Source organism: Klebsiella sp. C349492 (assembly GCF_042055345.1).
Classification (GTDB): Bacteria; Pseudomonadota; Gammaproteobacteria; order Enterobacterales; family Enterobacteriaceae; genus Klebsiella; species Klebsiella scottii.
In genome coordinates this window covers 115,208-137,266 of record NZ_JANQCE010000006.1, presented here as the reverse complement: position 1 = coordinate 137,266, position 22,059 = coordinate 115,208, and the positions used below count along the sequence as shown (strand labels likewise).

The 22,059-nt window shown below is 57.1% G+C and carries 21 protein-coding genes and 2 tRNA genes; 12 read left to right on the top strand and 11 right to left on the bottom strand.

The genetic code is table 11. The annotated features are described in order from the left end of the window. Positions 1-333 precede the first annotated feature (333 nt). From NWP14_RS20655 to norV, 4 genes are all read right to left on the bottom strand, one after another. A complete protein-coding gene (locus tag NWP14_RS20655; protein ID WP_375215895.1) occupies positions 334-1,197 on the bottom strand; it encodes a DUF6602 domain-containing protein in 864 nt (287 codons plus the stop codon). 649 nt (positions 1,198-1,846) lie between these two features. Continuing rightward, positions 1,847-2,077, bottom strand: coding sequence for a hypothetical protein (locus tag NWP14_RS20650; protein ID WP_375215894.1), 231 nt, complete (start codon positions 2,075-2,077; stop codon positions 1,847-1,849). A 475-nt stretch (positions 2,078-2,552) separates the two neighbouring features. Beyond that, positions 2,553-3,686 carry an NADH:flavorubredoxin reductase NorW gene (gene norW, locus NWP14_RS20645; RefSeq protein ID WP_375215893.1) on the bottom strand — a complete coding sequence of 378 codons (1,134 nt, stop codon included), beginning with the start codon at positions 3,684-3,686 and terminating at the stop codon, positions 2,553-2,555. Next, positions 3,683-5,128, bottom strand: coding sequence for an anaerobic nitric oxide reductase flavorubredoxin (norV, locus tag NWP14_RS20640; RefSeq protein WP_375215892.1), 1,446 nt, complete (start codon positions 5,126-5,128; stop codon positions 3,683-3,685). The genes norW and norV overlap by 4 nt, the downstream gene beginning before the upstream one ends. A gap of 187 nt (positions 5,129-5,315) precedes the next feature. Between norV and norR the strand changes: the two genes are divergently transcribed. Continuing rightward, positions 5,316-6,854 (top strand): nitric oxide reductase transcriptional regulator NorR, encoded by a 1,539-nt coding sequence (norR, locus tag NWP14_RS20635; protein ID WP_375215891.1) that lies wholly within the window; start codon positions 5,316-5,318, stop codon positions 6,852-6,854. Here norR and gutQ read toward each other — a convergent pair. The 7 genes from gutQ to srlA all read right to left on the bottom strand — a co-directional run bounded on the left by gutQ (position 6,817) and on the right by srlA (position 11,745). After that, a complete protein-coding gene (gutQ, locus tag NWP14_RS20630) occupies positions 6,817-7,782 on the bottom strand; it encodes an arabinose-5-phosphate isomerase GutQ (RefSeq protein ID WP_133600339.1) in 966 nt (321 codons plus the stop codon). The two genes, norR and gutQ, sit on opposite strands and share 38 nt — an antisense overlap. After that, a complete protein-coding gene (locus NWP14_RS20625; RefSeq protein WP_095098414.1) occupies positions 7,775-8,548 on the bottom strand; it encodes a DNA-binding transcriptional repressor in 774 nt (257 codons plus the stop codon). Before NWP14_RS20625 ends, gutQ begins: the two co-directional genes overlap by 8 nt. A gap of 68 nt (positions 8,549-8,616) precedes the next feature. Further along, entirely contained in the window at positions 8,617-8,976 is a 360-nt protein-coding gene (gutM, locus tag NWP14_RS20620; RefSeq protein WP_159874045.1) for a transcriptional regulator GutM, read from the bottom strand. Positions 8,977-9,040: 64 nt separating this feature from the next. Next, positions 9,041-9,820 carry a sorbitol-6-phosphate dehydrogenase gene (gene srlD / locus NWP14_RS20615; protein WP_095098409.1) on the bottom strand — a complete coding sequence of 260 codons (780 nt, stop codon included), beginning with the start codon at positions 9,818-9,820 and terminating at the stop codon, positions 9,041-9,043. Between the two features lie 17 nt (positions 9,821-9,837). Further along, positions 9,838-10,200, bottom strand: a complete 363-nt coding sequence (gene srlB, locus NWP14_RS20610) for a PTS glucitol/sorbitol transporter subunit IIA (protein ID WP_346430811.1) — start codon at positions 10,198-10,200, stop codon at positions 9,838-9,840. Between the two features lie 13 nt (positions 10,201-10,213). Continuing rightward, on the bottom strand, positions 10,214-11,185 hold the full coding sequence (locus NWP14_RS20605) for a PTS glucitol/sorbitol transporter subunit IIB (protein ID WP_346430812.1): 972 nt from the start codon (positions 11,183-11,185) through the stop codon (positions 10,214-10,216). Continuing rightward, a complete protein-coding gene (gene srlA, locus NWP14_RS20600; protein ID WP_076946057.1) occupies positions 11,182-11,745 on the bottom strand; it encodes a PTS glucitol/sorbitol transporter subunit IIC in 564 nt (187 codons plus the stop codon). The genes NWP14_RS20605 and srlA overlap by 4 nt, the downstream gene beginning before the upstream one ends. Positions 11,746-12,041: 296 nt before the next feature. On the opposite strand from srlA, the gene mltB reads away from it, so the two are divergent. The 11 genes from mltB to NWP14_RS20545 all read left to right on the top strand — a co-directional run bounded on the left by mltB (position 12,042) and on the right by NWP14_RS20545 (position 21,996). Beyond that, the gene (mltB, locus tag NWP14_RS20595) at positions 12,042-13,118 is read left to right on the top strand and encodes a lytic murein transglycosylase B (protein ID WP_346430813.1); all 1,077 of its coding nucleotides are present in this window, start codon (positions 12,042-12,044) and stop codon (positions 13,116-13,118) included. A gap of 215 nt (positions 13,119-13,333) precedes the next feature. Then, complete coding sequence (locus NWP14_RS20590) at positions 13,334-14,032, top strand: metal ABC transporter ATP-binding protein (RefSeq protein WP_370525550.1); 699 nt, start codon at positions 13,334-13,336, stop codon at positions 14,030-14,032. Beyond that, positions 14,029-14,892: a metal ABC transporter permease gene (locus NWP14_RS20585; RefSeq protein WP_095098396.1), complete on the top strand. Its 864-nt coding sequence runs from the start codon at positions 14,029-14,031 to the stop codon at positions 14,890-14,892. The genes NWP14_RS20590 and NWP14_RS20585 overlap by 4 nt, the downstream gene beginning before the upstream one ends. Positions 14,893-14,902: 10 nt before the next feature. Continuing rightward, positions 14,903-15,781, top strand: a complete 879-nt coding sequence (locus NWP14_RS20580) for a metal ABC transporter substrate-binding protein (RefSeq protein ID WP_375215975.1) — start codon at positions 14,903-14,905, stop codon at positions 15,779-15,781. Positions 15,782-15,918: 137 nt separating this feature from the next. Beyond that, positions 15,919-16,416 carry a nicotinamide-nucleotide amidase gene (pncC, locus tag NWP14_RS20575; RefSeq protein WP_375215890.1) on the top strand — a complete coding sequence of 166 codons (498 nt, stop codon included), beginning with the start codon at positions 15,919-15,921 and terminating at the stop codon, positions 16,414-16,416. Between the two features lie 80 nt (positions 16,417-16,496). After that, complete coding sequence (gene recA, locus NWP14_RS20570) at positions 16,497-17,555, top strand: recombinase RecA (protein ID WP_095098387.1); 1,059 nt, start codon at positions 16,497-16,499, stop codon at positions 17,553-17,555. Positions 17,556-17,690: 135 nt separating this feature from the next. Then, a complete protein-coding gene (gene recX / locus NWP14_RS20565; RefSeq protein ID WP_331833990.1) occupies positions 17,691-18,191 on the top strand; it encodes a recombination regulator RecX in 501 nt (166 codons plus the stop codon). Positions 18,192-18,445: 254 nt separating this feature from the next. After that, on the top strand, positions 18,446-21,073 hold the full coding sequence (gene alaS / locus NWP14_RS20560; RefSeq protein ID WP_095098384.1) for an alanine--tRNA ligase: 2,628 nt from the start codon (positions 18,446-18,448) through the stop codon (positions 21,071-21,073). A gap of 239 nt (positions 21,074-21,312) precedes the next feature. Beyond that, a complete protein-coding gene (csrA, locus tag NWP14_RS20555) occupies positions 21,313-21,498 on the top strand; it encodes a carbon storage regulator CsrA (protein WP_000906486.1) in 186 nt (61 codons plus the stop codon). Between the two features lie 324 nt (positions 21,499-21,822). Then, positions 21,823-21,915: transfer RNA gene (locus NWP14_RS20550), tRNA-Ser, on the top strand. 4 nt (positions 21,916-21,919) lie between these two features. Beyond that, a tRNA-Arg gene (locus NWP14_RS20545) sits at positions 21,920-21,996 on the top strand. Positions 21,997-22,059: the final 63 nt, after the last annotated feature.

Here is a 22,059-nt window from a genome sequence, read left to right as displayed (position 1 = left end):
GAAGTGATGAGCAATATAAGCAGTAACCAGCGTATTTTCATGTGTAGAATCCATATCCATTGGGATATGCAATATTTCAACCTATCTAGCGTGGTCTTGACAACTTCCGCTCTTGGCACAGAGCGGACAAACTAACTGAGCCAAAGGTCCGCTGTGAGCGAACCGTGGAGGTTCGGAATGTATAGGTGTCTTGAGTCATAGAGAGCAGGTCACCTCAATACAAGCCTAGGTTAGTCAGGTATGATGATTTTAATTATGTCTTCGTGCTAAATTAAAATATTTTGCAAAAAGACAGCTTAAGTAATTGGTGGTCGGCAATATAAGTACTCCTACCTAGTCATAATCATATGGAACTGTACCAATTTTTGGAGAATCGGCAAATGTATTCTTTTCGAAAGATACAAATCCTGGCCTATTAAGTGTACTACCTCTAGATATATCATAGTGAACCGATAATATACTCTGAAGTATTCTCTGCAACGTGATATGAGGTCTTTTTGTACAATCCACACCCACATATTGGGCATGACCTTCTACAGTTGTGTTGTCCTTTCTAAGTTTAAATACACATGTCTTATTTGCAACTATAATTTCGTTAATAAGAGTGGAAAAAGAACCTCCGTTCTCTTTTGAAATACTTGAGAAGATTTTCGCATTGAGACTTCTCAATGTTTTGATATCACTATCAAAAGAAAAGATAGCTGTGTGAGGTGTTCTCTTATTATTTCCAGAGCATAAGGTGGCAGACTCTCTTAATGCTTTAGCCTCATGGGGAATGTCATTTATCTTTAATTTCTTTTTTACAGATATTATGCTCACAACACCTTCAGGTGGGACAATACAGAACTCTTCAAATTTTTCATAAATTGGATAGTTAGCAACATCATACACTATAATATCTAATTGCCTTGAATGACGATCTGGGTAGTTTTCAACACGAGTATTATCCTCTATTCCCGTTTTAGTTGAGGGGCTAAGAATAAATCCAGACATGGCTTTTAGATTAGAAGGAAGATGGCTATTAAGAAACGATCTTAACAACGATTCAATATAACGCCCTTCTTCGCCTCGGTGATAAGCACCTTTGGCATTTGTATTAGGCAATAAAGTTTCTATCACACGATATCTTTCCATGATTTCTTTGGCTTCAATATCAAAAAAATTACGAACCCTTAGACCTTTACTATTTTTTTCCATGGTGCTTCGCTCCTTTCAAAAAAAGTAGTTAATACTCTCAAATTATAAAGCGTAAATTTAACTCAATATTACTATACAAAGAGTGTGATACGAAAGCAATAAGCTTTCAAAGAGATTCGTATAAAATATAAATCCCCAGGCATAACTTAGATAGTTTTTTATCATTAGTAATATTGTTTTTCATATCAACTTTTATTATCTCAATGCCCGAGTTTTAAGTAGCCCATCTAGACGAGTTATGAACTTATAGATACTATACATGACTGTTAAAATATCTAATACACTCCGCTCTTGGTACTTAACTGACCGCTGCAAAGATCTGCTTTGAGCTAATGTAAAGGCTTTTCTGCAGATTTCACTGTGGTAAAAATAATCGCCCGCTAAAACTATTGCATCCGTATTGGGCATGCTTACAAAGGCAGCTTTCCTTTCATTTTTCCACTGTACCTACTTAATAATTATCACAATCGCAGATAGATGGCTATAGAGCCGTTTCATTCATTGTATAACTGACTTGTTCCAATTGATTAATACAGTCAGAATGTTAGCAACGTCCGCCCTTGGCACTCATGGCATCTACACCACGGCGCTCACCGAGCCTCAGCTGGAAAGTAAAATGTGTCTGTCCAGCTGTACCTGCCTGTGGCATCTATCTCAGTAATACCTGAATCAGCTGAATGAAGATATACACCGTCGCTGCCGCTTGTACTGCCCGGAACCCCCATCTGAGATAGCGCCATTGATGGCGTTCCCTGGCATCAGCTGCTTCAATCGCGGGGTCAGAATTTTTTATTTTCCTGGCCCTGGCCCGGAATTCATCGATTACCCACAGGATGAGAATAAAGATGATGAGGGTTTTCTGAAGAATGGGATTATCCACAAAGAAGGACTCCGGCCTGCTCGCTGATAAAGGCAGAATAGATGAACCTCCTTCACGTAGCCACCACTAAATGTAGGGGTAAATTTCATCCTGAAGGATTTTGCGGTGATTCTGTCCGTGGCGGGGGAGCGTAAATCTGCAGGGTACTCTTCACCTTTCACACACGTCTTTTGGCGTTAGCCCATTCACTTTGCGAAGCCAGGCAGCAATGGACGCAATTGGTTGAGCATTTTTACCAGATAAACATTGCTCATAATAAGCTGCCTGGCTGAAGGCACTCTGATAAACAAGCCGATAGCCCGAAGGGAAGCTGGCGCGCAGATAGCATCCTGGCCGTATACGATGGTGATGGTGTTGAGAGAGGGGCCGGATATGTGAACGCCACTTACCCCCGTTACACAACCGAAGAGATGGGTTGTATAACGGGGGCATCCATACACGGGCAAGGCGTTGACGTCGCGACCCGGGAAAGCGCTTAGCTCACCAGCTGCTTCAGCAGGGCAAAGGCCTCTTTCATCCGGTCTTCGCTGACCACAAAGGCGCGCAGCTGGTTTTCCGCATCCACGCCTTTAGCCACCAGGCCGTCGTTGGCGGCCACGATATTCCACGTTAGGTCTTCGCGCCGCGTATCTCCGGCCAGATGCAGCGGGAGATCCGGGGTTTTCACCTTCACCAGCATCGGCGGCAGCTTCAGCTCGCCCGGCTGCTCCAGCAGATTTTTGCTCAGGCACATGGCGCTGAGCAAAATAGGCTGCAGGAACGGCAGCACCATGCCGTTAATTTCGGCGCAGTCGCCGAGGGCGAAGATTGCCGGATGGCTGCTGCGCAGGCGGCTATCGACCACCACGCCGCGGTTAATCTCAAGGCCTGCCCGACGCGCCAGAGCGGTTTCCGGGCGCAGGCCGGCGGCGGCAACCACCGCGTCCACGGTCACGCTGCGCTGGCGATCGACGCTTACGCGGATGCCGTCAGCGGTTTGCTCCAGCCCTTCGAGCTGGGTTTTCAGCATCAGGTGCACGCCCATGTCGGTTAACCGATGCTGCAGGCGGCTGCTGGCCTCCGGCGGCATCAGCGTCGACAGCACGCTGGCGGAATTGTCGACCACCGTCACCGCTTTGCCGGCGCGGCAGAAATTCATCGCCAGCTCGCAGCCGATCAGCCCGCCGCCGACGATCAGCACGCGCCGCGCGTCGTGGAGCCGGGTTTGGGCGGCGCCGTATTCCCGCTGGCTGTTGAGGGTGAGCATCAGCTCGCGACCCGGCACCGGCGGAATAAACGGCGCGGCGCCGGTCGCCAGCACCAGCTTGTCGTAGCGCCACTCGCGATCCTGACTTTTGACCACTTTGGCCTCGGCGTCGATGTCGCTCACCCAGGTATGCGGGAACAGGCGCAGATTATACTGTTCGGCAAACTCCCCGGCGGTTTGCAGGGTCAGATCCTCGGCGCTCTGACCGCGGCTGATGACATGGCTGAGATCCGGCTTGTTGTACTCATCCATGCTGTCGGCGGCGATCAGCGTCAGCGGGATCTGCGGGTCCTGCTTACGAATATTTTTTACCAGCTGGCGGGCCGCGAAGCCCGAGCCGATGATGACGATGCCATCGCTCATACTGCCTCCGTTGCCAGAACGTCAAAGACATCTTTGCCGAGAGAGCACTCAGGGCACAGGAAGTTATCCGGTACGTCGCTCCACGGGGTGCCAGGCTGGACGTCCTGGTTCGGTTCGCCTGTCGCCGGATCGTAGATCCACTGGCACACGCTGCACTGCATTGACGGGCCGAGGTCGGCCGCCGCTGCGGCGGCGCAGGCGCTCTGCTCAGCCGACGCGTTCTTATCCGCGGCGACCGGCAGCGGGGAGAGGGCCCACTGGCGGGCGATTTCGCGACCGTGCTCGCGGCAGACTTCCAGCGCATCCAGGTCCGGGCGCCATTTCGCCTTCAGGCTCAGGGACATTTCAAAGCCGGCGTCCTGCAGGCGGGTAGAGAGGCGGTCAACCGCGCCGCCGCTCCAGCCGTGGGAGCCAAAGGCGCTGGCGCGTTTATTGCGAAAACGCAGGCCGGTCATCTCCTCCACCAGGCCGGCGATTTTCGGCATCATGACGTTGTTCATGGTCGAGGTGCCCACCAGCACGCCTTTTGAGCGGAACACGTTGGTCAGAATTTCGTTTTTGTCGCTGCGGGCAACGTTAAAGATTTTCACCGCCACGCGCGGGTCGATGTCGGTGATGCCCTGGGCGATAGCGTCGGCCATCATGCGGGTGTTGTTGGACATGGTGTCGTAGAAAATGGTGATGCGGTCTTCCTGATAATCCGCCGCCCATTTCAGGTACAGCTCGACGATTTGCGTCGGGTTGTCGCGCCAGACCACGCCGTGGGAGGTAGCGATCATATCCACCGGCAGGTTGAATCCGAGGATCTCGGTAATTTTCGGCGTCACCAGGCGGCTGAACGGCGTCAGGATGTTGGCGTAGTAGCGCTGGCACTGCTCGAAGAGCTCGGTCTGATCCACTTCGTCGTTGAACAGGTGTTCGTCGCAGTAGTGCTGACCGAAGGCGTCGTTGCTGAACAGCACCGCGTCGCCGGTCATATAGGTCATCATGCTATCCGGCCAGTGCAGCATCGGGGTTTCCACGAAGATCAGCTGCTTACCGTTGCCGAGATCGAGGCTGTCGCCGGTTTTCACCACGTTGAAGTTCCACTCCGGGTGATGGTGGTGCCCGGTGATGGAGTCGATGGCGTTGGCGGTGCAGTAAATCGGGGTGTCCGGGATCGAGTTCATCAGCTCGGTCAGCGCGCCGGCGTGGTCCTCTTCCGCATGGTTAATCACGATGTAGTCGATATCGGCGAGGTCGATTTCGCTGCGCAGGTTCTGTACGAACTCGCGGCTGAATTTATGATCCACGGTATCAATCAGGACGTTCTTTTCTTCACGGATAAGATAGCTGTTGTAGCTGCTGCCGCGCAGCGTTTTATATTCAGTTCCGTGGAAATCACGCACTTCCCAGTCGCGTTGGCCAACCCAATGAATGTTATTTTTAACCAGAATAGACATAGCAACCTCAATTAATTCAGCGTTTTCAAAATAAGATGTTTTGCTTATATCAAGTTGCGTGCCAACTTTTCAGTTTGTTGATTTTATTGGTTTTATTATTTTTTGCTAAAAGCGTTGCTGTCAAAATGACAATGGTTAAAATAGTCGTTATGACTATTGTGATTGTCAAAATGACAGTGAGGCAGCGATGAGCTTTTCCGTAGAGGCGCTGGCGAAAATCGCCATTGATTTGCAAAGCGATATCGGCCATGCCGACCGCTTCCTGCGTCTGATTACCACCCTGCGGCAGATCCTCGGCTGCGATGCCTCGGCGCTGCTGCGCTATGAGGCGCATCAGTTTGTGCCGCTGGCCATCGACGGCCTCGCCCAGGACGTGCTGGGGCGGCGCTTTTCCCTCGAAGGGCATCCGCGCCTGGAGGCGATCGCCCGCGCCGGCGACGTGGTGCGCTTTCCGGCGGATAGCGACCTGCCGGACCCGTATGACGGGCTGATCCCCGGCCAGGAAAGCCTCAAGGTTCACGCCTGCGTGGGGCTGCCGCTGTTTGCCGGGCAGACGCTGATCGGCGCGCTGACCCTCGACGGCATGGACGCCGACCGCTTTGACAGCTTCAGCGATGAGGAGCTGCGGCTGATTGCCGCGCTGGTGGCGGGGGCGCTCAACAATGCGCTGCTGATCGCCCGCCTGGAGAACCAGAACGTGCTGCCGGAGCCGAGCGTGAGCTACCCGGCCGCCGAGCGCCAGGAGATTATTGGCCTTTCGGCGCCGATGCTGCAGCTGAAAAAGGAGATTGATATCGTCGCGGCATCGGATCTCAACGTGCTGATTGACGGTGAAACCGGCACCGGCAAGGAGCTGGTGGCGAAAGCCGTGCATCAGGGCTCGCCGCGCGCCGCCAATCCGCTGGTCTACCTCAACTGCGCGGCGCTGCCGGAAAGCGTTGCCGAGAGCGAGCTGTTTGGCCACGTTAAAGGAGCGTTTACCGGGGCTATCAGCAACCGCAGCGGCAAGTTTGAAATGGCCGATAACGGCACGCTGTTCCTCGATGAGATCGGCGAGCTGTCGCTGGCGCTGCAGGCGAAGCTGCTGCGCGTGCTGCAGTATGGCGACATTCAGCGCGTCGGGGACGATCGCAGCCTGCGGGTGGACGTGCGGGTGCTGGCGGCCACCAACCGCGACCTGCGCCAGGAGGTGGTCGAAGGGCGCTTTCGCGCCGATCTCTATCACCGGCTGAGCGTCTTTCCGCTGTCGGTGCCGGCGCTGCGCGAGCGGGATCAGGACGTGGTGCTGCTGGCGGGCTATTTCTGCGAGCAGTGCCGCCTGCGGATGGGGTTGGGGCAGGTGGTGTTAAGCAACGCCGCGCGGGCAAGGCTGGGCGCCTGGCCGTGGCCCGGCAACGTTCGCGAGCTGGAGCATGCGATTCATCGCGCGGTGGTGCTGGCGCGGGCGACCCAGGCGGGGGATGAAATCGTGCTGGAGCCGCAGCACTTTCAGTTTGCCGGCGACGCGCCGAACCTGCCGAGCGCCGCGCCGCCGGCGCCGACGCTAAACCTGCGTGAGGCGACGGAGTCATTCCAGCGCGAGGCGATCGCCCGGGCGCTGGCGGAGAATAACCGCAGCTGGGCGGCAGCGGCCCGCGCGCTGGCGCTGGACGTCGCCAACCTGCATCGGCTGGCGAAGCGTCTGGGGCTTAAAGAATCCCGGCCTGATAAAAGTTCTGCAGGTTAATCGCGCCGACCAGCTGGCCACGCTCATCCACCACCGGGGCGGCGCTGATTTTGTGCTTCATCAGGCGCTCTTTGGCTTCAACCGCGCGGCTCTCGGCCTGCAGCGTCACGCCGCTGCGGGTCATCGCCCGGCTGACGGTATCCTCAAGGGTGCCGCCGCCCACCAGCCAGCGGCGCAGGTCGCCGTCGGTGAATACGCCCTCGACGCGGTTTTGCGCATCGCATACCGCCACCAGGCCGAGCCCGGTGCGGCTGAGTTCAAGCATGGCGGCCATCACGCTGGCGGTGACGTCAACGCGCGGCACCTCCTCGTCGCGACGCATCAGATGGTGGACTTTATTCAGCAGCCGCGCGCCGAGCGCGCCGGCCGGATGCGAGCGGGCAAAATCTTCTTCATTGAAGCCGCGGGCCTGCATCACCGCCATCGCCAGCGCGTCGCCGAGCATTAGCGTGTTGACGGTGCTGGAGGTCGGGGCGAGGTGCATCGGACAGGCTTCGCGCTCTACGGCAATATCCAGCACCGCCCTGGACGCCAGCGCCAGCGGGGATTTCGATTTACCGGTCATCGCCAGCAGAGGAATCGATTTTTCTTCCAGCCGCGGCACGATCAGGTCGAGCTCCTTCGCCCCGCCGGAATAAGAGATAAAGAGCATCACGTCGCGGCCGTCGAGCATCCCCAGATCGCCGTGCAGCGCCTCCGCCGGGTGGACAAAAAACGCCGGCGTGCCGGTGCTGGCAAAGGTGGCGGCCAGCTTTTTGCCGATATGACCTGATTTACCGATGCCGGAAACAATCAGTTTACCCTCGCAGTGGATGATGGTTTCCGCCGCGCGGATGAAGTCGTCGCCCAGGCGTTCAGGCAGGCGGCTCGCCTCCTGGAGCTCCAGCAGCAGGGTCTGGCGTCCGGCTTCTAACAGAAAGTTACTCATGATCTTCTCCAGTAATAATCACTTTGATGCCTTGCTCTTCCAGCGCCCGCTGGAACGTCGGGTCGATACCGGCATCGGTAATCAGCATATCCACGCTTTCAAGGCCGCAGACGATGTTTGGGCTCTTACGGCCAAACTTCGATGAGTCGGCCATCAGGATCACTTCCCTGGCGGCATTGCACATCGCTTTGCTGACGGTATAAACCTCGTTGAAGGTGGTAACGCCGGCGTTCAGATCGATGCCGTCGGTACCCATAAACAGCTTATCGAAGCTGAACTGCTCGAAGGCATTCTCCGCCAGCTGCCCGTGAAAGGAAGCTGATTTTTTGCGAAAGGTGCCGCCGGGCATCAGAATCGTTTGTTCATTGTCGAGCTCAGAGAGGGCGTTAACGATATGCAGGCTGTTGGTCATTACCGTGATGTTATTGAAGCGGCTGAGCAGGGGCACCATCTGTAGCACCGTACTGCCGGCATCGAGGATGATCGAGTCGCCATCGTGAATAAAGCGCACGGCGGCTTCGGCGATGCGCGCTTTCTTCGCGGTATTGATCAGCGTCTTATGATCGATAGGCGGGTCGCTTTCGTCTTTATTCAACACCACTCCGCCGTAGGTGCGAATGACGGTTCCGGCATGTTCGAGGGTCACCAGATCCTTGCGGATCGTCGTGCCGGTGGTATCGAAGTGTTGCGCCAGCTCTTCGACCGAGCATTTACCCTGCGACTGCAGATGCTCAAGAATAGCGGCCTGTCGCTGACGTGGTTTCATAGCGGTTATATCCTGCGTTTAAAGTTTCGATATGATAATTTCGCAAGATATTTACTTTTACAACGAAATTATACATGTTTCGGTTTAAGCGCTAATGATAGTGCATTCCGACAGAGCGGATCATGGGGAAAGATCATATCCGGCTGCAATTCCTGCAAAAGTTTGCCGTCAAGCGCCGGGATTTTTTGCGGACGCGCGAAGACGGTCAGGCCCTTCATCAGCAGCGTGCCGCTGATGCGGTCGTGTTCATCAACCGCAATGGCGACGATGGCCCGCGGCTTGAAGCGGCCCGCTGAGCGTCCCACGCCGACGCGGCCCTGCTGACAGAGTTTATCGAACTCGCGGTTAAAGCGGCGGATCTGCCAGCCGCCGAAGGCGAGCTGGGCGATCCAGGCGATGGCGGCGACGGTGATTAATGCGCTAACCATAAAATCTCCTTAAGGCGTGGCGTCGGGAAGAACCCGGATCGCGGCGCGACCCGGGAACCGGCGGTTAAAACATCACCTGCCCGCCGGTGACGTTGATGGACTGCCCGGTGCAGTAAGAGGCCTGCGGGCTGGCGTAAAACATCAGTACGTTGAGCACGTCCTGATAATCGCAGCCGCGCTTCAGCGGAACCTTGTCGACGTAGTACTGCTCGACCTGATCTTCGGCAATACCCAGCTTGTGGGCATACTGCGGCAGCAGAGACTGGAACATCGGCGACTTCAGCAGGTTGCCGAGCATCAGCGCGTGCACGGTAATACCGTACTCCGCCAGATCCAGCGCCAGCGACTGGGTCAGCCCCACGCCGCCAAACTTCGCCGCGCTGTAGCCGGAATTATGCTTGCTGCCCACTTTGCCGGATTTGGAGTTGATCTGAATGATGCGTCCCTGAATGCCGTCGCGGATCATCAGCCGTGAAAACTCGCGGGCGCAGAGGAAGTAGCCCACCAGATTGACCTGCAGCGAGCGGTCGAAGTCGCCCAGCGCAAAATCGCTGATAAAGGCCGCTTTGGCGATCCCGGCGCTGTAAACCAGAAGGTCCACGCGGGCGAATATCTCGTCCACGCCGCGGGCGAGCGCGACGACGCTGGCCTCGCTGGTCGCATCGGCGCCAAAACCGTACGCCGTCCCTTCGCCATACTCGGCGTTAATCGCCTGCGCCACGCGGGTGGCCTTATCGCTTTGAATATCAACCACCGCCACGCGATATCCTTGCGCGGCGAGGCCACGACACAGAAACTCACCTAAGGTTTGTCCTCCGCCGATGACAACAGCAACCTGACTCATAGTTCTCTCCTTACAGCTTAAGCAAAAAATTTCAGTACACAGCCGGGGGCGATTGCCTCCGGTACCGGGCCGGCCACGTGAACCGTCCCCGGAAACTCCGCCACGCGGTGGCCGTCGAAACGCAGCGTGATATGGCCCAGTTCGCGCAGATTCTGTTCCGCCACGTCGCCCACCGCGGTGACCGGGTAGCGCCGATCGCCCAGCTGGAGCTCCGCCCCCGGCGCCAGCGAGCCGACGAGCTCGCCGTGGTTGTGAATAAAGCAGTACTCTTCGATATCCGCCGGCGCGCCCTCGCGGAAGGTAATCAGCATCCGATCCTCAAGCGCCATCTTCGCGCTGGCGCCGATATGCGTAATGGTGGTCTGGTAAATCACGGTCATCTTCAGGAACCTCTTATTGGTAAATAAATCCGGAAACGAACCAGGCTATTAGCACCGTTGGCGCGCCGGTCAGGAAGCGGCTGACCAGCACCGAAGGCACCCCGACGCGCACCGTCTCCTGACGGGCTTCGGCGAGCGACAGGCCGACCGGGATAAAGTCGCAGGCCGCCTGGGCGTTAATCGCAAACAGGGCGGGGAGGGCGAGATGCGGCGGAATATTACCGAGGCCAATCTGCACGCCGATCAGCACGCCGATAACCTGGGCGATAACCGCGCCAGGGCCGAGGAACGGCGACAGCAGCGGGAAGGAGCAGATCAGCGCCAGCGTCACCAGCCCCAGCGGATGGCTGGCGAGCGGCGCCAGGCCGTGGGCAATCCAGTCGCCAATGCCCGAGGCCATGATGATGCCGATCAGCGCCGAGACGAAGGCCATAAACGGCAGGATCGTTTTCAGCACCGTATCGATGGTGTCGCGCCCGGCCTGGAACAGCACCGCCACCACGGAGCCCATTCCCATACCGACCCTGGCCAGCAGGCCGTCGCTCTGCTCGGTGATTTTTTTACTGGCATCGTAATCGCGACCCGCGGGCTGAAGCGGGGCCGGTTCGTCGGCGCCGGCATCGGCGACGGAGTGGATATTCTCTTCCTTAACGCCTGAGACGTAGATGTCCTCAAGGATATATTGCGCCAGCGGCCCGGACTTGCCGGTGGCGTGGATATTGATGGTCGGAATACGCCGCTTCGGGTAGATGCCGCAGCGCAGGGTGCCGCCGCAGTCAATAATCGCCACGCCGATCTCAGCTTCCGGCGGTTCCCCCTCTTTAAAGCCGTCCACGGCCTGCCAGCCGGTGAGCCGGGCGATCTTGTCGACGATGGCCGGGCGGGTTCCGGCGGTGATATAGACTATTTTTTTGCCTTCGACGGCGTCCAGCTCAAGCGGGCCGCCCCAGCCGCTGGCCCCTTTTTCAATACGAATACGCGTCATGATGCAGCTCCGGACAGATGCACTTTTTGTGCAAGCTGGATGGCCATTTTTTTCTCAAAAATGGAGGTTGTCAGGTCGGTCACCCAGCCGCGGAAGAAGTTGGTTACCAGACCGACCAGCAGATAGCTCACCGCCAGCGGCCCCAGCGGCAGGCCTAGGGTGGTTAAGCCGTTGGCGATCCCGAGATAGACAAACAGCTCGCCGGGGTTGATATGGGGAAACAGGCCGTTCATGGAGTGGCAGCTGTAGGAGGCCGCCGCGTAGTAGCTGGGCTTGTACTTCTCGGGCATAAAGCGCCCCAGGCTCAGGGTCATCGGGTTACAGAAAACGAACGTTCCGATACAGGGCAGCAGCAGGTAGCGGGAGACGGGATTCCCGGCGCAGCGCTGCGCCAGCTTTTCGATCCGCTGCTGGCCGATAAAGTTGATCAGCGCGTTCATGATAACCAGCAGACTGATCAGCAGAGGGAGGATCCCGGTAACCATACCGGTAAAGACCTCGCCCCCCTTCTGAAACAGGCCGATAAACCATTCGGCGCCGTGGGTAATAACTTCAATCATCATTCTCTCCTTTGTAGCGTTATTTTTCTTGCTAACTGGCAGCTGATTTTAATCATTTTGAAAGGTTTAAAAGTGTTAAATTGATCGCAAAATGAAAGATAAATATTTTAATTTGAAAGTTTATTGCCGATGGGATGAAAATTTCACCCTGCAAATTGGCCGGGAAGAGGATCTTCGGGCGGGGAGAGAGGGGGCGGGCAGGACTATTTTGTCCGCGAATACATTGCCGCTTCCTTGTTGACGGCCGCATGCTTTACCATAATTACCCTTTGCCGAATTTGTTAAATGGAAGCCCCATGTTGAAGCGTCGCTATCTGGCATTACTCCCGCTGTGCGTACTCCTCGCTGCCTGTAGCAGCAAACCTAAAGCCACCGCAGTAACGGAGACCACGGGAGGATCCGGTGGCTTCCTGCTGGAGCCGCAGCATAACGTTATGAATATGGGGGGAGATTTCGCCAACAATCCTGCTGCGGAGCAGTTCATCGACAAAATGGTGAGCAAGCACGGATTTGACCGGCAGCAGCTGCACGAAATTCTCTCCCAGGCTAAGCGTCTGGATTACGTCCTGCGCCTGATGGACCGCCAGGCGCCGAGCGGACTGCCGCCGTCCGGGCCGAACGGCGCGTGGCTGCGCTACAAAAAGCAGTTCATCACCCCGGATAATGTGCAAAACGGCGTGGCGTTCTGGAATCAGTATCAGGATGCGCTGAACCGCGCCTGGCAGGTCTACGGCGTACCGCCGGAAATCATTGTCGGTATTATCGGCGTGGAAACCCGCTGGGGGCGCGTGATGGGGAAAACCCGCATTCTTGACGCCCTGGCGACGCTCTCCTTCAGCTATCCGCGACGCGCCGAGTACTTTTCCGGCGAGCTGGAAACCTTCCTGCTGATGGCGCGTAGCGAAAGCGACGATCCGCTGAACCTTAAAGGCTCCTTCGCCGGCGCAATGGGCTACGGTCAGTTTATGCCCTCCTCGTATCGCCAGTACGCGGTGGATTTCAACGGCGACGGGCATATCAACCTGTGGGACCCGGTGGATGCGATCGGCAGCGTTGCCAACTACTTCAAGCAGCACGGCTGGGTGAGCGGCGATCTGGTCGCGGTACCGGCAATGGGTCAGGCCCCGGGTCTGGAGAACGGCTTTAAGACCAATTACAGCGTATCGCAGCTGACGTCGGCCGGCCTGACGCCAACGCAGCCGCTGGGTAACCATCAGCAGGCTAGCCTGCTGCGCCTCGATATTGGTACCGGCTACCAGTACTGGTACGGGCTGCCGAACTTCTACACCATCACCCGCTATAACCACAGCACCCACTACGCGATGGCCGTCTGGCAGCTCGGCCTGGCCGTTTCTCAGGCCCGCGGACAGTAAGCTTTCCCCGAGACTTCCCTCTGCCCGGAGGGGAGTCTGTTACATTTTGCAGCATTTCCCTTCGTTGACGCTGATTTACATTATTCCGCCGATCCAATAGTGTTATGTTATAACATATTGACTGAGGCAAAGATGTTCACTTCTCTTTTTTCAAGCTCCGCCGCGCTGCGCGTAGGTTTCGCCTGCGTCCTGCTGGCGCTGCTGTGGCTGGCGACATGGTGGGCGGTAACCTTGCCATGATTGAACTGGAAAACCTGGTTGCCGGGTATGACGAGCTGGCGATTACCCCGGCGCTGAGCGGCGTTATCGCCGCGGGCAGCCTGATGGCTATTGTCGGTCTGAACGGCTGCGGTAAATCGACTTTATTAAAAACGCTGGCCGGGTTTATTCCCCCGGTGAGCGGCCGCCTGCACTGGCGCGCGTCGCGCCCGGTTATCGGCTGGCTGGCGCAGCGGCATTCGCTGGAATCACAGTTTCCCCTCGTGGTTCGGGACGTGGTGAGCCAGGGCGCCTGGCCGCAGGTCTCGCTTCTGAGCGGACTGCGCGGTGAGCTTCGCCGGCGCATTGACGCGGCGCTGGATCGCGTCGGCCTGGCGTCAATGGCGAAAACGCCGATTGAAGCGCTTTCCGGCGGGCAGTTTCAACGCATGCTGTTTGCCAGGGTGATGGTCCAGCAGGCTCCGCTGGTGATGCTCGATGAACCCTTTACCGGGATCGATGAGTCCACCAGCCGCGAGCTGATGACGCTGATCCTTGAGATGCACCGGCAGGGACAGACCGTGCTGGCGGTGCTGCACGATAATCAGCGCGTCGCCGAATATTTCCCGGAAACCCTGCTGCTGGAGCCGAGGAATGCCCGCTGGGGCGAGACCGGCGACGTGCTTCCCGCCTTCGATTCCGCGAGGCTGGCATGATCTGGCACACCTTCTTTCAACCTTTTATCGAATTCGGCTTTATGCGCCGGGCGCTGGTGGTGTGCCTGGCCCTCTCGCTGAGCACCACCATGCTCGGGGTTTTCCTGCTGCTGCGACGCATGAGCCTGATGGGCGATGCCCTGTCGCATGCGATTTTGCCCGGCGTCGCGGTGGGCTATCTGCTTAACGGCATGTCGCTGCTGGCGATGTCGGTGGGCGGTTTTATCGCCGGCATTGCGGTAGCGCTGGTGGCGGGGTGGGTCAGCCGCCGCACGCCGCTTAAAGAAGACGCCAGCTTCGCCGGGTTTTATCTGGGCTCGCTGGCGCTGGGGGTGACGCTGGTTTCGCTGCGTGGCTCCAGCGTCGATCTGCTGCATTTGCTGTTTGGTTCGATTCTGGCGGTGGATAACGACGCGGCGCTGTTCGTCGCCGGGGTTGCCAGCCTGACGCTTATTTGCATCGCGCTGCTCTATCGCGGGCTGGTGAGCGAGGCCTTTGACAGCGCGTGGCTGCAGGTGAATAACCGCCGGCTGCCCGCGCTACTGCACGGCCTGTTTCTGGCGCTGCTGGTGCTGAACCTGGTGGCGGGTTTTCAGGTGCTGGGCACCCTGATGGCGGTGGGGGTGATGATGCTCCCGGCGGTGGCCGCCTGCTGCTGGGCGCGAACGCTGCCCGCCATCCTGCTGCTGGCGGCGCTGATCGGCAGCGCCTGCGCCTGGATGGGGCTCAGCCTGTCGTGGGCGGCGAATTTGCCCGCCGGCCCCGCCATCGTGCTGACCGCCAGCGGGATCTTTTTTATTTCGGTGTTTTTTGGCACGCGCAGCCGGCTGGTGGTCGGCTGGCGCAAATTAATGGGGTAAGGAAAATATGATGAAACGTACCGGGGTAGTTTTAGCGCTGGCGCTGGGCCTGGCGGCGCAGGGGGCGATGGCGAAAACGCTCAACGTGGTCAGCAGCTTTTCGGTGCTGGGCGATATCGTGCAGCAGGTTGGCGGCGAGCATGTTCATGTCGATACGCTGGTTGGTCCCGACGGCGACCCGCACACCTTTGAGCCATCGCCGCAGGACAGCGCTTTACTCAGCAAGGCCGACGTGGTGGTGGTTAACGGCCTCGGGCTGGAGGGGTGGGTCGATCGGCTGATTAAAGCATCGGGATTCAAAGGCGAGCTGGTGGTGGCATCGACGGGCGTAAAAACGCATACCCTCGATGAGGACGGGAAAACGGTGACCGATCCGCACGCCTGGAACAGCGCTGCCAACGGCGCGCTTTACGCGCAAAATATCCTCAGCGGGCTGGTCAAAGCCGACCCTGAGGATAAAGCGGCGCTTGAGGTCTCCGGTAAGCGCTATATCGGCCAGCTCAACGAGATTCACGGCTGGGCGAAGAACCAGTTCAGCGCCATTCCGCAGGCGAAACGTAAGGTTTTGACCAGCCATGACGCGTTCGGCTACTTTGGGCGCGCCTACGGCGTGACCTTCCTTGCGCCGCAGGGGCTGTCATCGGAAAGTGAAGCCAGCGCCGCGCAGGTTGCGGCGCTGATTAAACAGATTAAAGCCGATAACGTGCACACCTGGTTTATGGAAAACCAGCTCGACCCGCGGCTGGTGAAGCAGATTGCCAACGCGACGGGCGCGCAGCCGGGCGGCGAGCTCTATCCGGAGGCGTTGTCAAAACCGGGCGGCGTGGCGGACAGCTACGTGAAAATGATGCGTCATAACGTCGAACTGATTGCCGGCAGCATGAAGTAAAGCGCTATTTTACGGTCCCGGCCCGTCGGGACCGTCCATTTTCACAAGCCCCCTCGTAAATTCATCTCCCGATCCCCATATCTGTGCTGAAAGTGCTATCTTTGATGGCCTCTTTATCTGGCTTAAACGAGGCGACGATGACTGATTCGGAATTAATGCAGCTGAGTGAGCGGGTTGGGCAGGCGCTGAAGGCGCAGGGCGCGACGGTGAGCACGGCTGAATCCTGTACCGGCGGCTGGATTGCTAAAGTGCTTACCGATATCGCCGGCAGTTCGGCGTGGTTTGAGCGCGGTTTTGTCACCTACAGCAATGAAGCTAAATCCCAGATGATTGGCGTCAGCGAAGCGACGTTAGCTGAGCACGGCGCGGTGAGCGAACCGGTGGTGGTGGAGATGGCGATTGGCGCGCTGCGCGCTGCGCGCGCCACCTACGCGATCTCGGTGAGCGGCGTTGCCGGGCCGGATGGCGGCAGCGCAGAAAAGCCCGTCGGAACGGTGTGGTTTGGCGTCGCCTGCGCCAACGGGCAGGGGATCACGCAGCGCGAATGTTTCGCCGGAGACCGTGAGTCGGTGCGCCGTCAGGCCACGGCCTACGCCCTGCAGCTCCTCTGGCAACAATTTCTACAAAACACTTGATACTGTATGAGCATACAGTATAATTGCCTCAACAGAACAGAATTCACTACCCGGTTCCACCCGGCATGACAGGAGTAATAATGGCTATCGACGAAAACAAACAGAAAGCGTTGGCGGCAGCACTGGGCCAGATCGAAAAACAGTTCGGTAAAGGCTCCATCATGCGCCTGGGTGAAGACCGTTCCATGGACGTGGAAACTATCTCCACCGGTTCGCTTTCACTGGATATCGCCCTGGGCGCCGGCGGTCTGCCAATGGGCCGTATCGTCGAGATCTACGGGCCAGAATCTTCCGGCAAAACGACGCTGACTCTGCAGGTTATCGCCGCCGCGCAGCGTGAAGGTAAAACCTGTGCCTTTATCGATGCAGAACACGCGCTGGATCCGGTGTATGCCCGCAAGCTGGGCGTAGATATCGACAACCTGCTGTGTTCTCAGCCGGATACCGGCGAACAGGCGCTTGAGATCTGTGACGCGCTGGCGCGCTCTGGCGCGGTAGACGTGCTGGTGGTCGACTCCGTTGCGGCGCTGACGCCGAAAGCGGAAATCGAAGGCGAGATCGGCGACTCTCACATGGGCCTCGCGGCGCGTATGATGAGCCAGGCAATGCGTAAGCTGGCCGGTAACCTGAAGCAGTCCAACACGCTGCTGATCTTCATCAACCAGATCCGTATGAAAATCGGCGTGATGTTCGGTAACCCGGAAACCACCACCGGCGGTAACGCGCTGAAATTCTACGCCTCCGTGCGTCTGGATATCCGCCGTATCGGTGCGGTAAAAGATGGCGATAACGTCATTGGCAGCGAAACCCGCGTGAAGGTCGTGAAGAACAAAATCGCCGCGCCGTTCAAGCAGGCGGAGTTCCAGATCCTCTACGGCGAGGGCATCAACTTCTTCGGCGAGCTGGTCGATCTGGGCGTGAAAGAGAAGCTGATTGAAAAAGCGGGTGCCTGGTACAGCTATAACGGCGACAAAATTGGTCAGGGTAAAGCGAACGCTATCTCCTGGCTGAAAGAGAACCCGGCTGCGGCGAAAGAGATCGAGAAGAAAGTTCGTGAGCTGCTGCTGAACAACCAGGACTCCACGCCGGACTTCGCGGTTGACGGTAAAAGCGAAGAAGCAAGCGAGCAGGATTTCTGATACCTTCAGGTAATGGTCTCCTGAATAGTTCAGGTTGCAGGGCTGGCAGGGCCAGCGTGCATGCGATTTGAAATAAGACGGGAAAACAAGGGGCTGCTTATGCGGCCCTTTTGCTTTTTGATTATCGAGGTGCTCGTGACTGAATCTTCATCCCGCCGTTCCGGCTACGCCCGCCTGCTGGATCGCGCGATTCGTATTCTGGCAATGCGCGACCATAGCGAACAGGAGCTGCGGCGCAAGATGGCCGCGCCGGTCATGGGGAAAAATGGCCCCGAGGCGCTGGACGTTACGCCGGAAGAGGTCGATCGCGTTGTGGGCTGGTGCATCGAAAACCGCTACCTCGATGACCAGCGCTTTGTCCGCCAGTTTATTGCCAGCCGCAGCCGCAAAGGCTACGGTCCGGCGCGCATCCGCCAGGAGCTGAACCAGAAAGGTATCGCCCGCGAAGAGAGCGAGCGCGCAATGCGCGAGTGCGAAATCGACTGGGCGCTGCTGGCGAAGGAGCAGGCGCAGAGAAAGTATGGCGATCCGCTCCCCACCGTATTTGCAGAAAAAGTTAAAATACAGCGCTTTTTGCTGTACCGCGGCTACTTAATGGAAGATATCCAGGAAATCTGGCGAAATTTTGCAGATTGACCCATCGGGGATTTTACTTCCCCGTAAAGAAAACTTATCTTATTCCCACTTTATTCCGTCCGGCCGCTGGCTGTTTAAAAGGCAATCAGCGCCCAGGGCGATTATTCCTTATACACAAAATCATTCACGCCGCATCACGGCGGCAACGGAGTGAGTCCCTGAGGCGTACAAAGGTACGTAGCTGAGGTGAACGCGCGCAGCCAGCGTCGAGGCGGCGTGAAGGATGAAGTGTATAGCTTGATTTCAGGATAATTATGAGCAAGAGCACTGCTGAGATCCGTCAGGCGTTTCTCGATTTTTTCCATAGTAAGGGACATCAGGTAGTTGCCAGCAGCTCCCTGGTGCCGCACAACGACCCGACCCTGCTGTTTACCAACGCCGGGATGAACCAGTTCAAGGATGTGTTCCTTGGCCTCGACAAGCGTAATTATTCCCGTGCGACCACCTCGCAGCGCTGCGTTCGTGCGGGTGGCAAACACAACGATCTGGAAAACGTCGGCTATACCGCGCGCCACCACACCTTCTTTGAAATGCTGGGCAACTTCAGCTTCGGCGACTACTTCAAGCAGGATGCCATCAAGTACGCATGGGAGCTGTTAACCGGCGAAAGCTGGTTCGCTCTGCCGAAAGAAAAGCTGTGGGTAACCGTTTACGAAACCGATGACGAAGCTTTCGACATCTGGGCCAACGAGGTTGGCGTTCCGCGTGAGCGCATTATTCGCATTGGCGACAATAAAGGCGGCGCGTTTGCCTCCGATAACTTCTGGCAAATGGGCGATACCGGTCCTTGCGGCCCGTGCACCGAAATCTTCTTTGACCACGGCGACCACATCTGGGGCGGCCCTCCGGGAAGCGCGGAAGAGGACGGCGATCGCTACATTGAGATCTGGAACATCGTCTTCATGCAGTTTAACCGCCAGGCCGACGGTACCATGGAGCCGCTGCCGAAGCCGTCCGTTGATACCGGTATGGGCCTTGAGCGTATCGCCGCCGTTCTGCAGCACGTGAACTCCAACTATGATATCGACCTGTTCCGTCAACTGATCGAGAGCGTGGCAAAAGTGACCGGCGCCACCGATCTGACCAACAAGTCGCTGCGCGTGATTGCCGATCATATTCGCTCCTGTGCGTTCCTGATCGCTGATGGCGTGATCCCGTCGAATGAGAACCGCGGCTACGTGCTGCGTCGTATCATTCGTCGTGCCGTCCGCCACGGCAATATGGTCGGTGCGAAGGATACCTTCTTCTGGAAGCTGGTTGCGCCGCTGATTGAGGTCATGGGCTCCGCTGGCGAAGAGCTGAAGCAGCAGCAGGCTCAGGTTGAGCATGTTCTGAAAACGGAAGAAGAGCAGTTTGCCCGCACTCTGGAACGCGGCCTGGCGCTGCTGGACGAAGAGCTGGCTAAGCTGAAAGGCGACACCCTGGACGGCGAAACGGCCTTCCGCCTGTACGATACCTACGGCTTCCCGGTTGACCTGACCGCGGACGTGTGCCGCGAGCGCAATATCAAAGTTGACGAGGCAGGCTTCGAAGCGGCAATGGAAGAGCAGCGCCGTCGCGCGCGTGAGTCCAGCGGTTTCGGCGCCGACTACAACGCGATGATTCGCGTTGAGGGGGCTTCAGAGTTTAAAGGCTACGATAGCCTGGAGCTGAACGGCAAGGTCACCGCGCTGTTCATCGACGGCAAAGCGGTTGATACCGTCAGCGCCGGTCAGGAAGCGGTTGTTATTCTGGATCAGACGCCGTTCTATGCCGAGTCCGGCGGCCAGGTCGGCGATAAGGGCGAGCTGAAAGGCGCGGGCTTCTCGTTCATCGTCAGCGATGCGCAGAAGTACGGCCAGGCTATTGGTCATATCGGCAAAGTGGCTGGCGGCACCCTGAAAGTGGGCGACGCGGTGCAGGCCGATGTCGATCGCGCTCGCCGCCAGCGTATCCGTCTGAACCACTCCGCGACCCACCTGATGCATGCCGCGCTGCGCCAGGTTCTCGGTACGCACGTGGCTCAGAAGGGCTCTCTGGTAAATGACAAGGCGCTGCGCTTTGACTTCTCGCATTTTGAAGCGATGAAGCCGGAAGAGATCCGCGCGGTTGAAGATTTAGTCAATGCGCAAATTCGCCGCAATCTGGCTATCGAAACCAACATTATGGATATCGATGCGGCTCGCGAATCTGGCGCCATGGCGCTGTTCGGCGAGAAGTATGATGACCGCGTTCGCGTCCTGAAAATGGGTGATTTCTCCACCGAGCTGTGCGGCGGTACTCACGCTTCACGTACCGGCGATATCGGCCTGTTCCGCATCACCTCCGAATCCGGGACCGCCGCGGGCGTGCGCCGTATTGAGGCGGTGACCGGTGAGGGCGCGATTGCGAGTCTGCATTCCCAAAGCGATCTGCTGGGCGATATCGCACAGCTGCTGAAGGGCGATAGCCATAACCTCGGTGACAAGATACGCTCCGCGCTGGAACGTACCCGCCAGCTGGAAAAAGAGCTGCAGCAGCTGAAAGAGCAGGCGGCAGCGCAGGAGAGCGCAAACCTCTCCAGCAAAGCGGAAGAGATTAACGGCGTTAAGCTGCTGGTCAGCGAGCTGGTCGGCGTTGAGCCAAAAATGCTGCGTACTATGGTTGACGATCTGAAGAACCAGCTGGGTTCAACGGTTGTAGTGTTAGCCACGGTTGCGGATGGTAAGGTTTCTCTGATTGCCGGTGTGTCTAAGGATGTGACAGATCGCGTGAAGGCAGGGGAGCTGGTTGGTATGGTCGCTCAGCAGGTGGGCGGCAAAGGGGGCGGTCGTCCGGATATGGCTCAGGCCGGTGGTACCGATGCGTCTGCTCTCCCTGCTGCGTTAGCCAGTGTGAAAGGCTGGGTAAGCGCAAAACTGTAATAACTATAAACGCATAGGTGCCGTGATCTTCGGATTACGGTATCTTGCAAGAGAAGCACTGATAACGATAAAGTCGGGTTGAAGTTGTGTATATCGGCTAAACTTAGGTTTAACAGAATGTGATGCCATGACTGCGTTACGCCGTGAGGCGTTTGTCATCGCTTACTTTTTGGCGTTATATGATGGATAATGCCGGGATACGAGAGACCCGACTCTTTTAATCTTTCAAGGAGCAAAGAATGCTGATTCTGACTCGTCGAGTTGGTGAGACCCTCATGATTGGAGATGAGGTCACTGTGACAGTTTTAGGGGTTAAGGGTAACCAGGTACGTATTGGCGTTAATGCCCCTAAAGAAGTCTCCGTGCATCGTGAAGAGATCTACCAGCGTATCCAGGCTGAAAAATCCCAGCAGTCCAGTTACTAAGGCTTTCGCGCCTCGCGATTTCGTGAGGCGCATCCCACAGCCAGTCGATTTCTCTCTATTTTCTACTTCAGACGCCTCTCTTTTCCGTTACTTGCCCATCGTCGGCTATCTTTATTTTTTGCCCGTAGCAGGCCGTAAACCCTGAATTTCTGTTGATTAAACGCTCTTTTTGCCGTTTTTGCAGGCTGATTGCGCGGTAAGTGTGCAAACGGAAAAAAGGTCTCGAAAAATTGTTTGACTTATAAGTACCAGAAAGTAATATGTGCGCCATCGCAGCGACGAAGAGCAGAAACAAGTTCTTCGAAGCACTCGAAAGAGGCGTGTGGTGAGGTGGCCGAGAGGCTGAAGGCGCTCCCCTGCTAAGGGAGTATGCGGTCAAAAGCTGCATCCGGGGTTCGAATCCCCGCCTCACCGCCATTTTGCATCCGTAGCTCAGCTGGATAGAGTACTCGGCTACGAACCGAGCGGTCGGAGGTTCGAATCCTCCCGGATGCACCATCTTGTGAAGCGTGGCAATGGTTAATTTGCGGCGCTTGCTGGTAGTAAAGAAGTTCTCCCTGA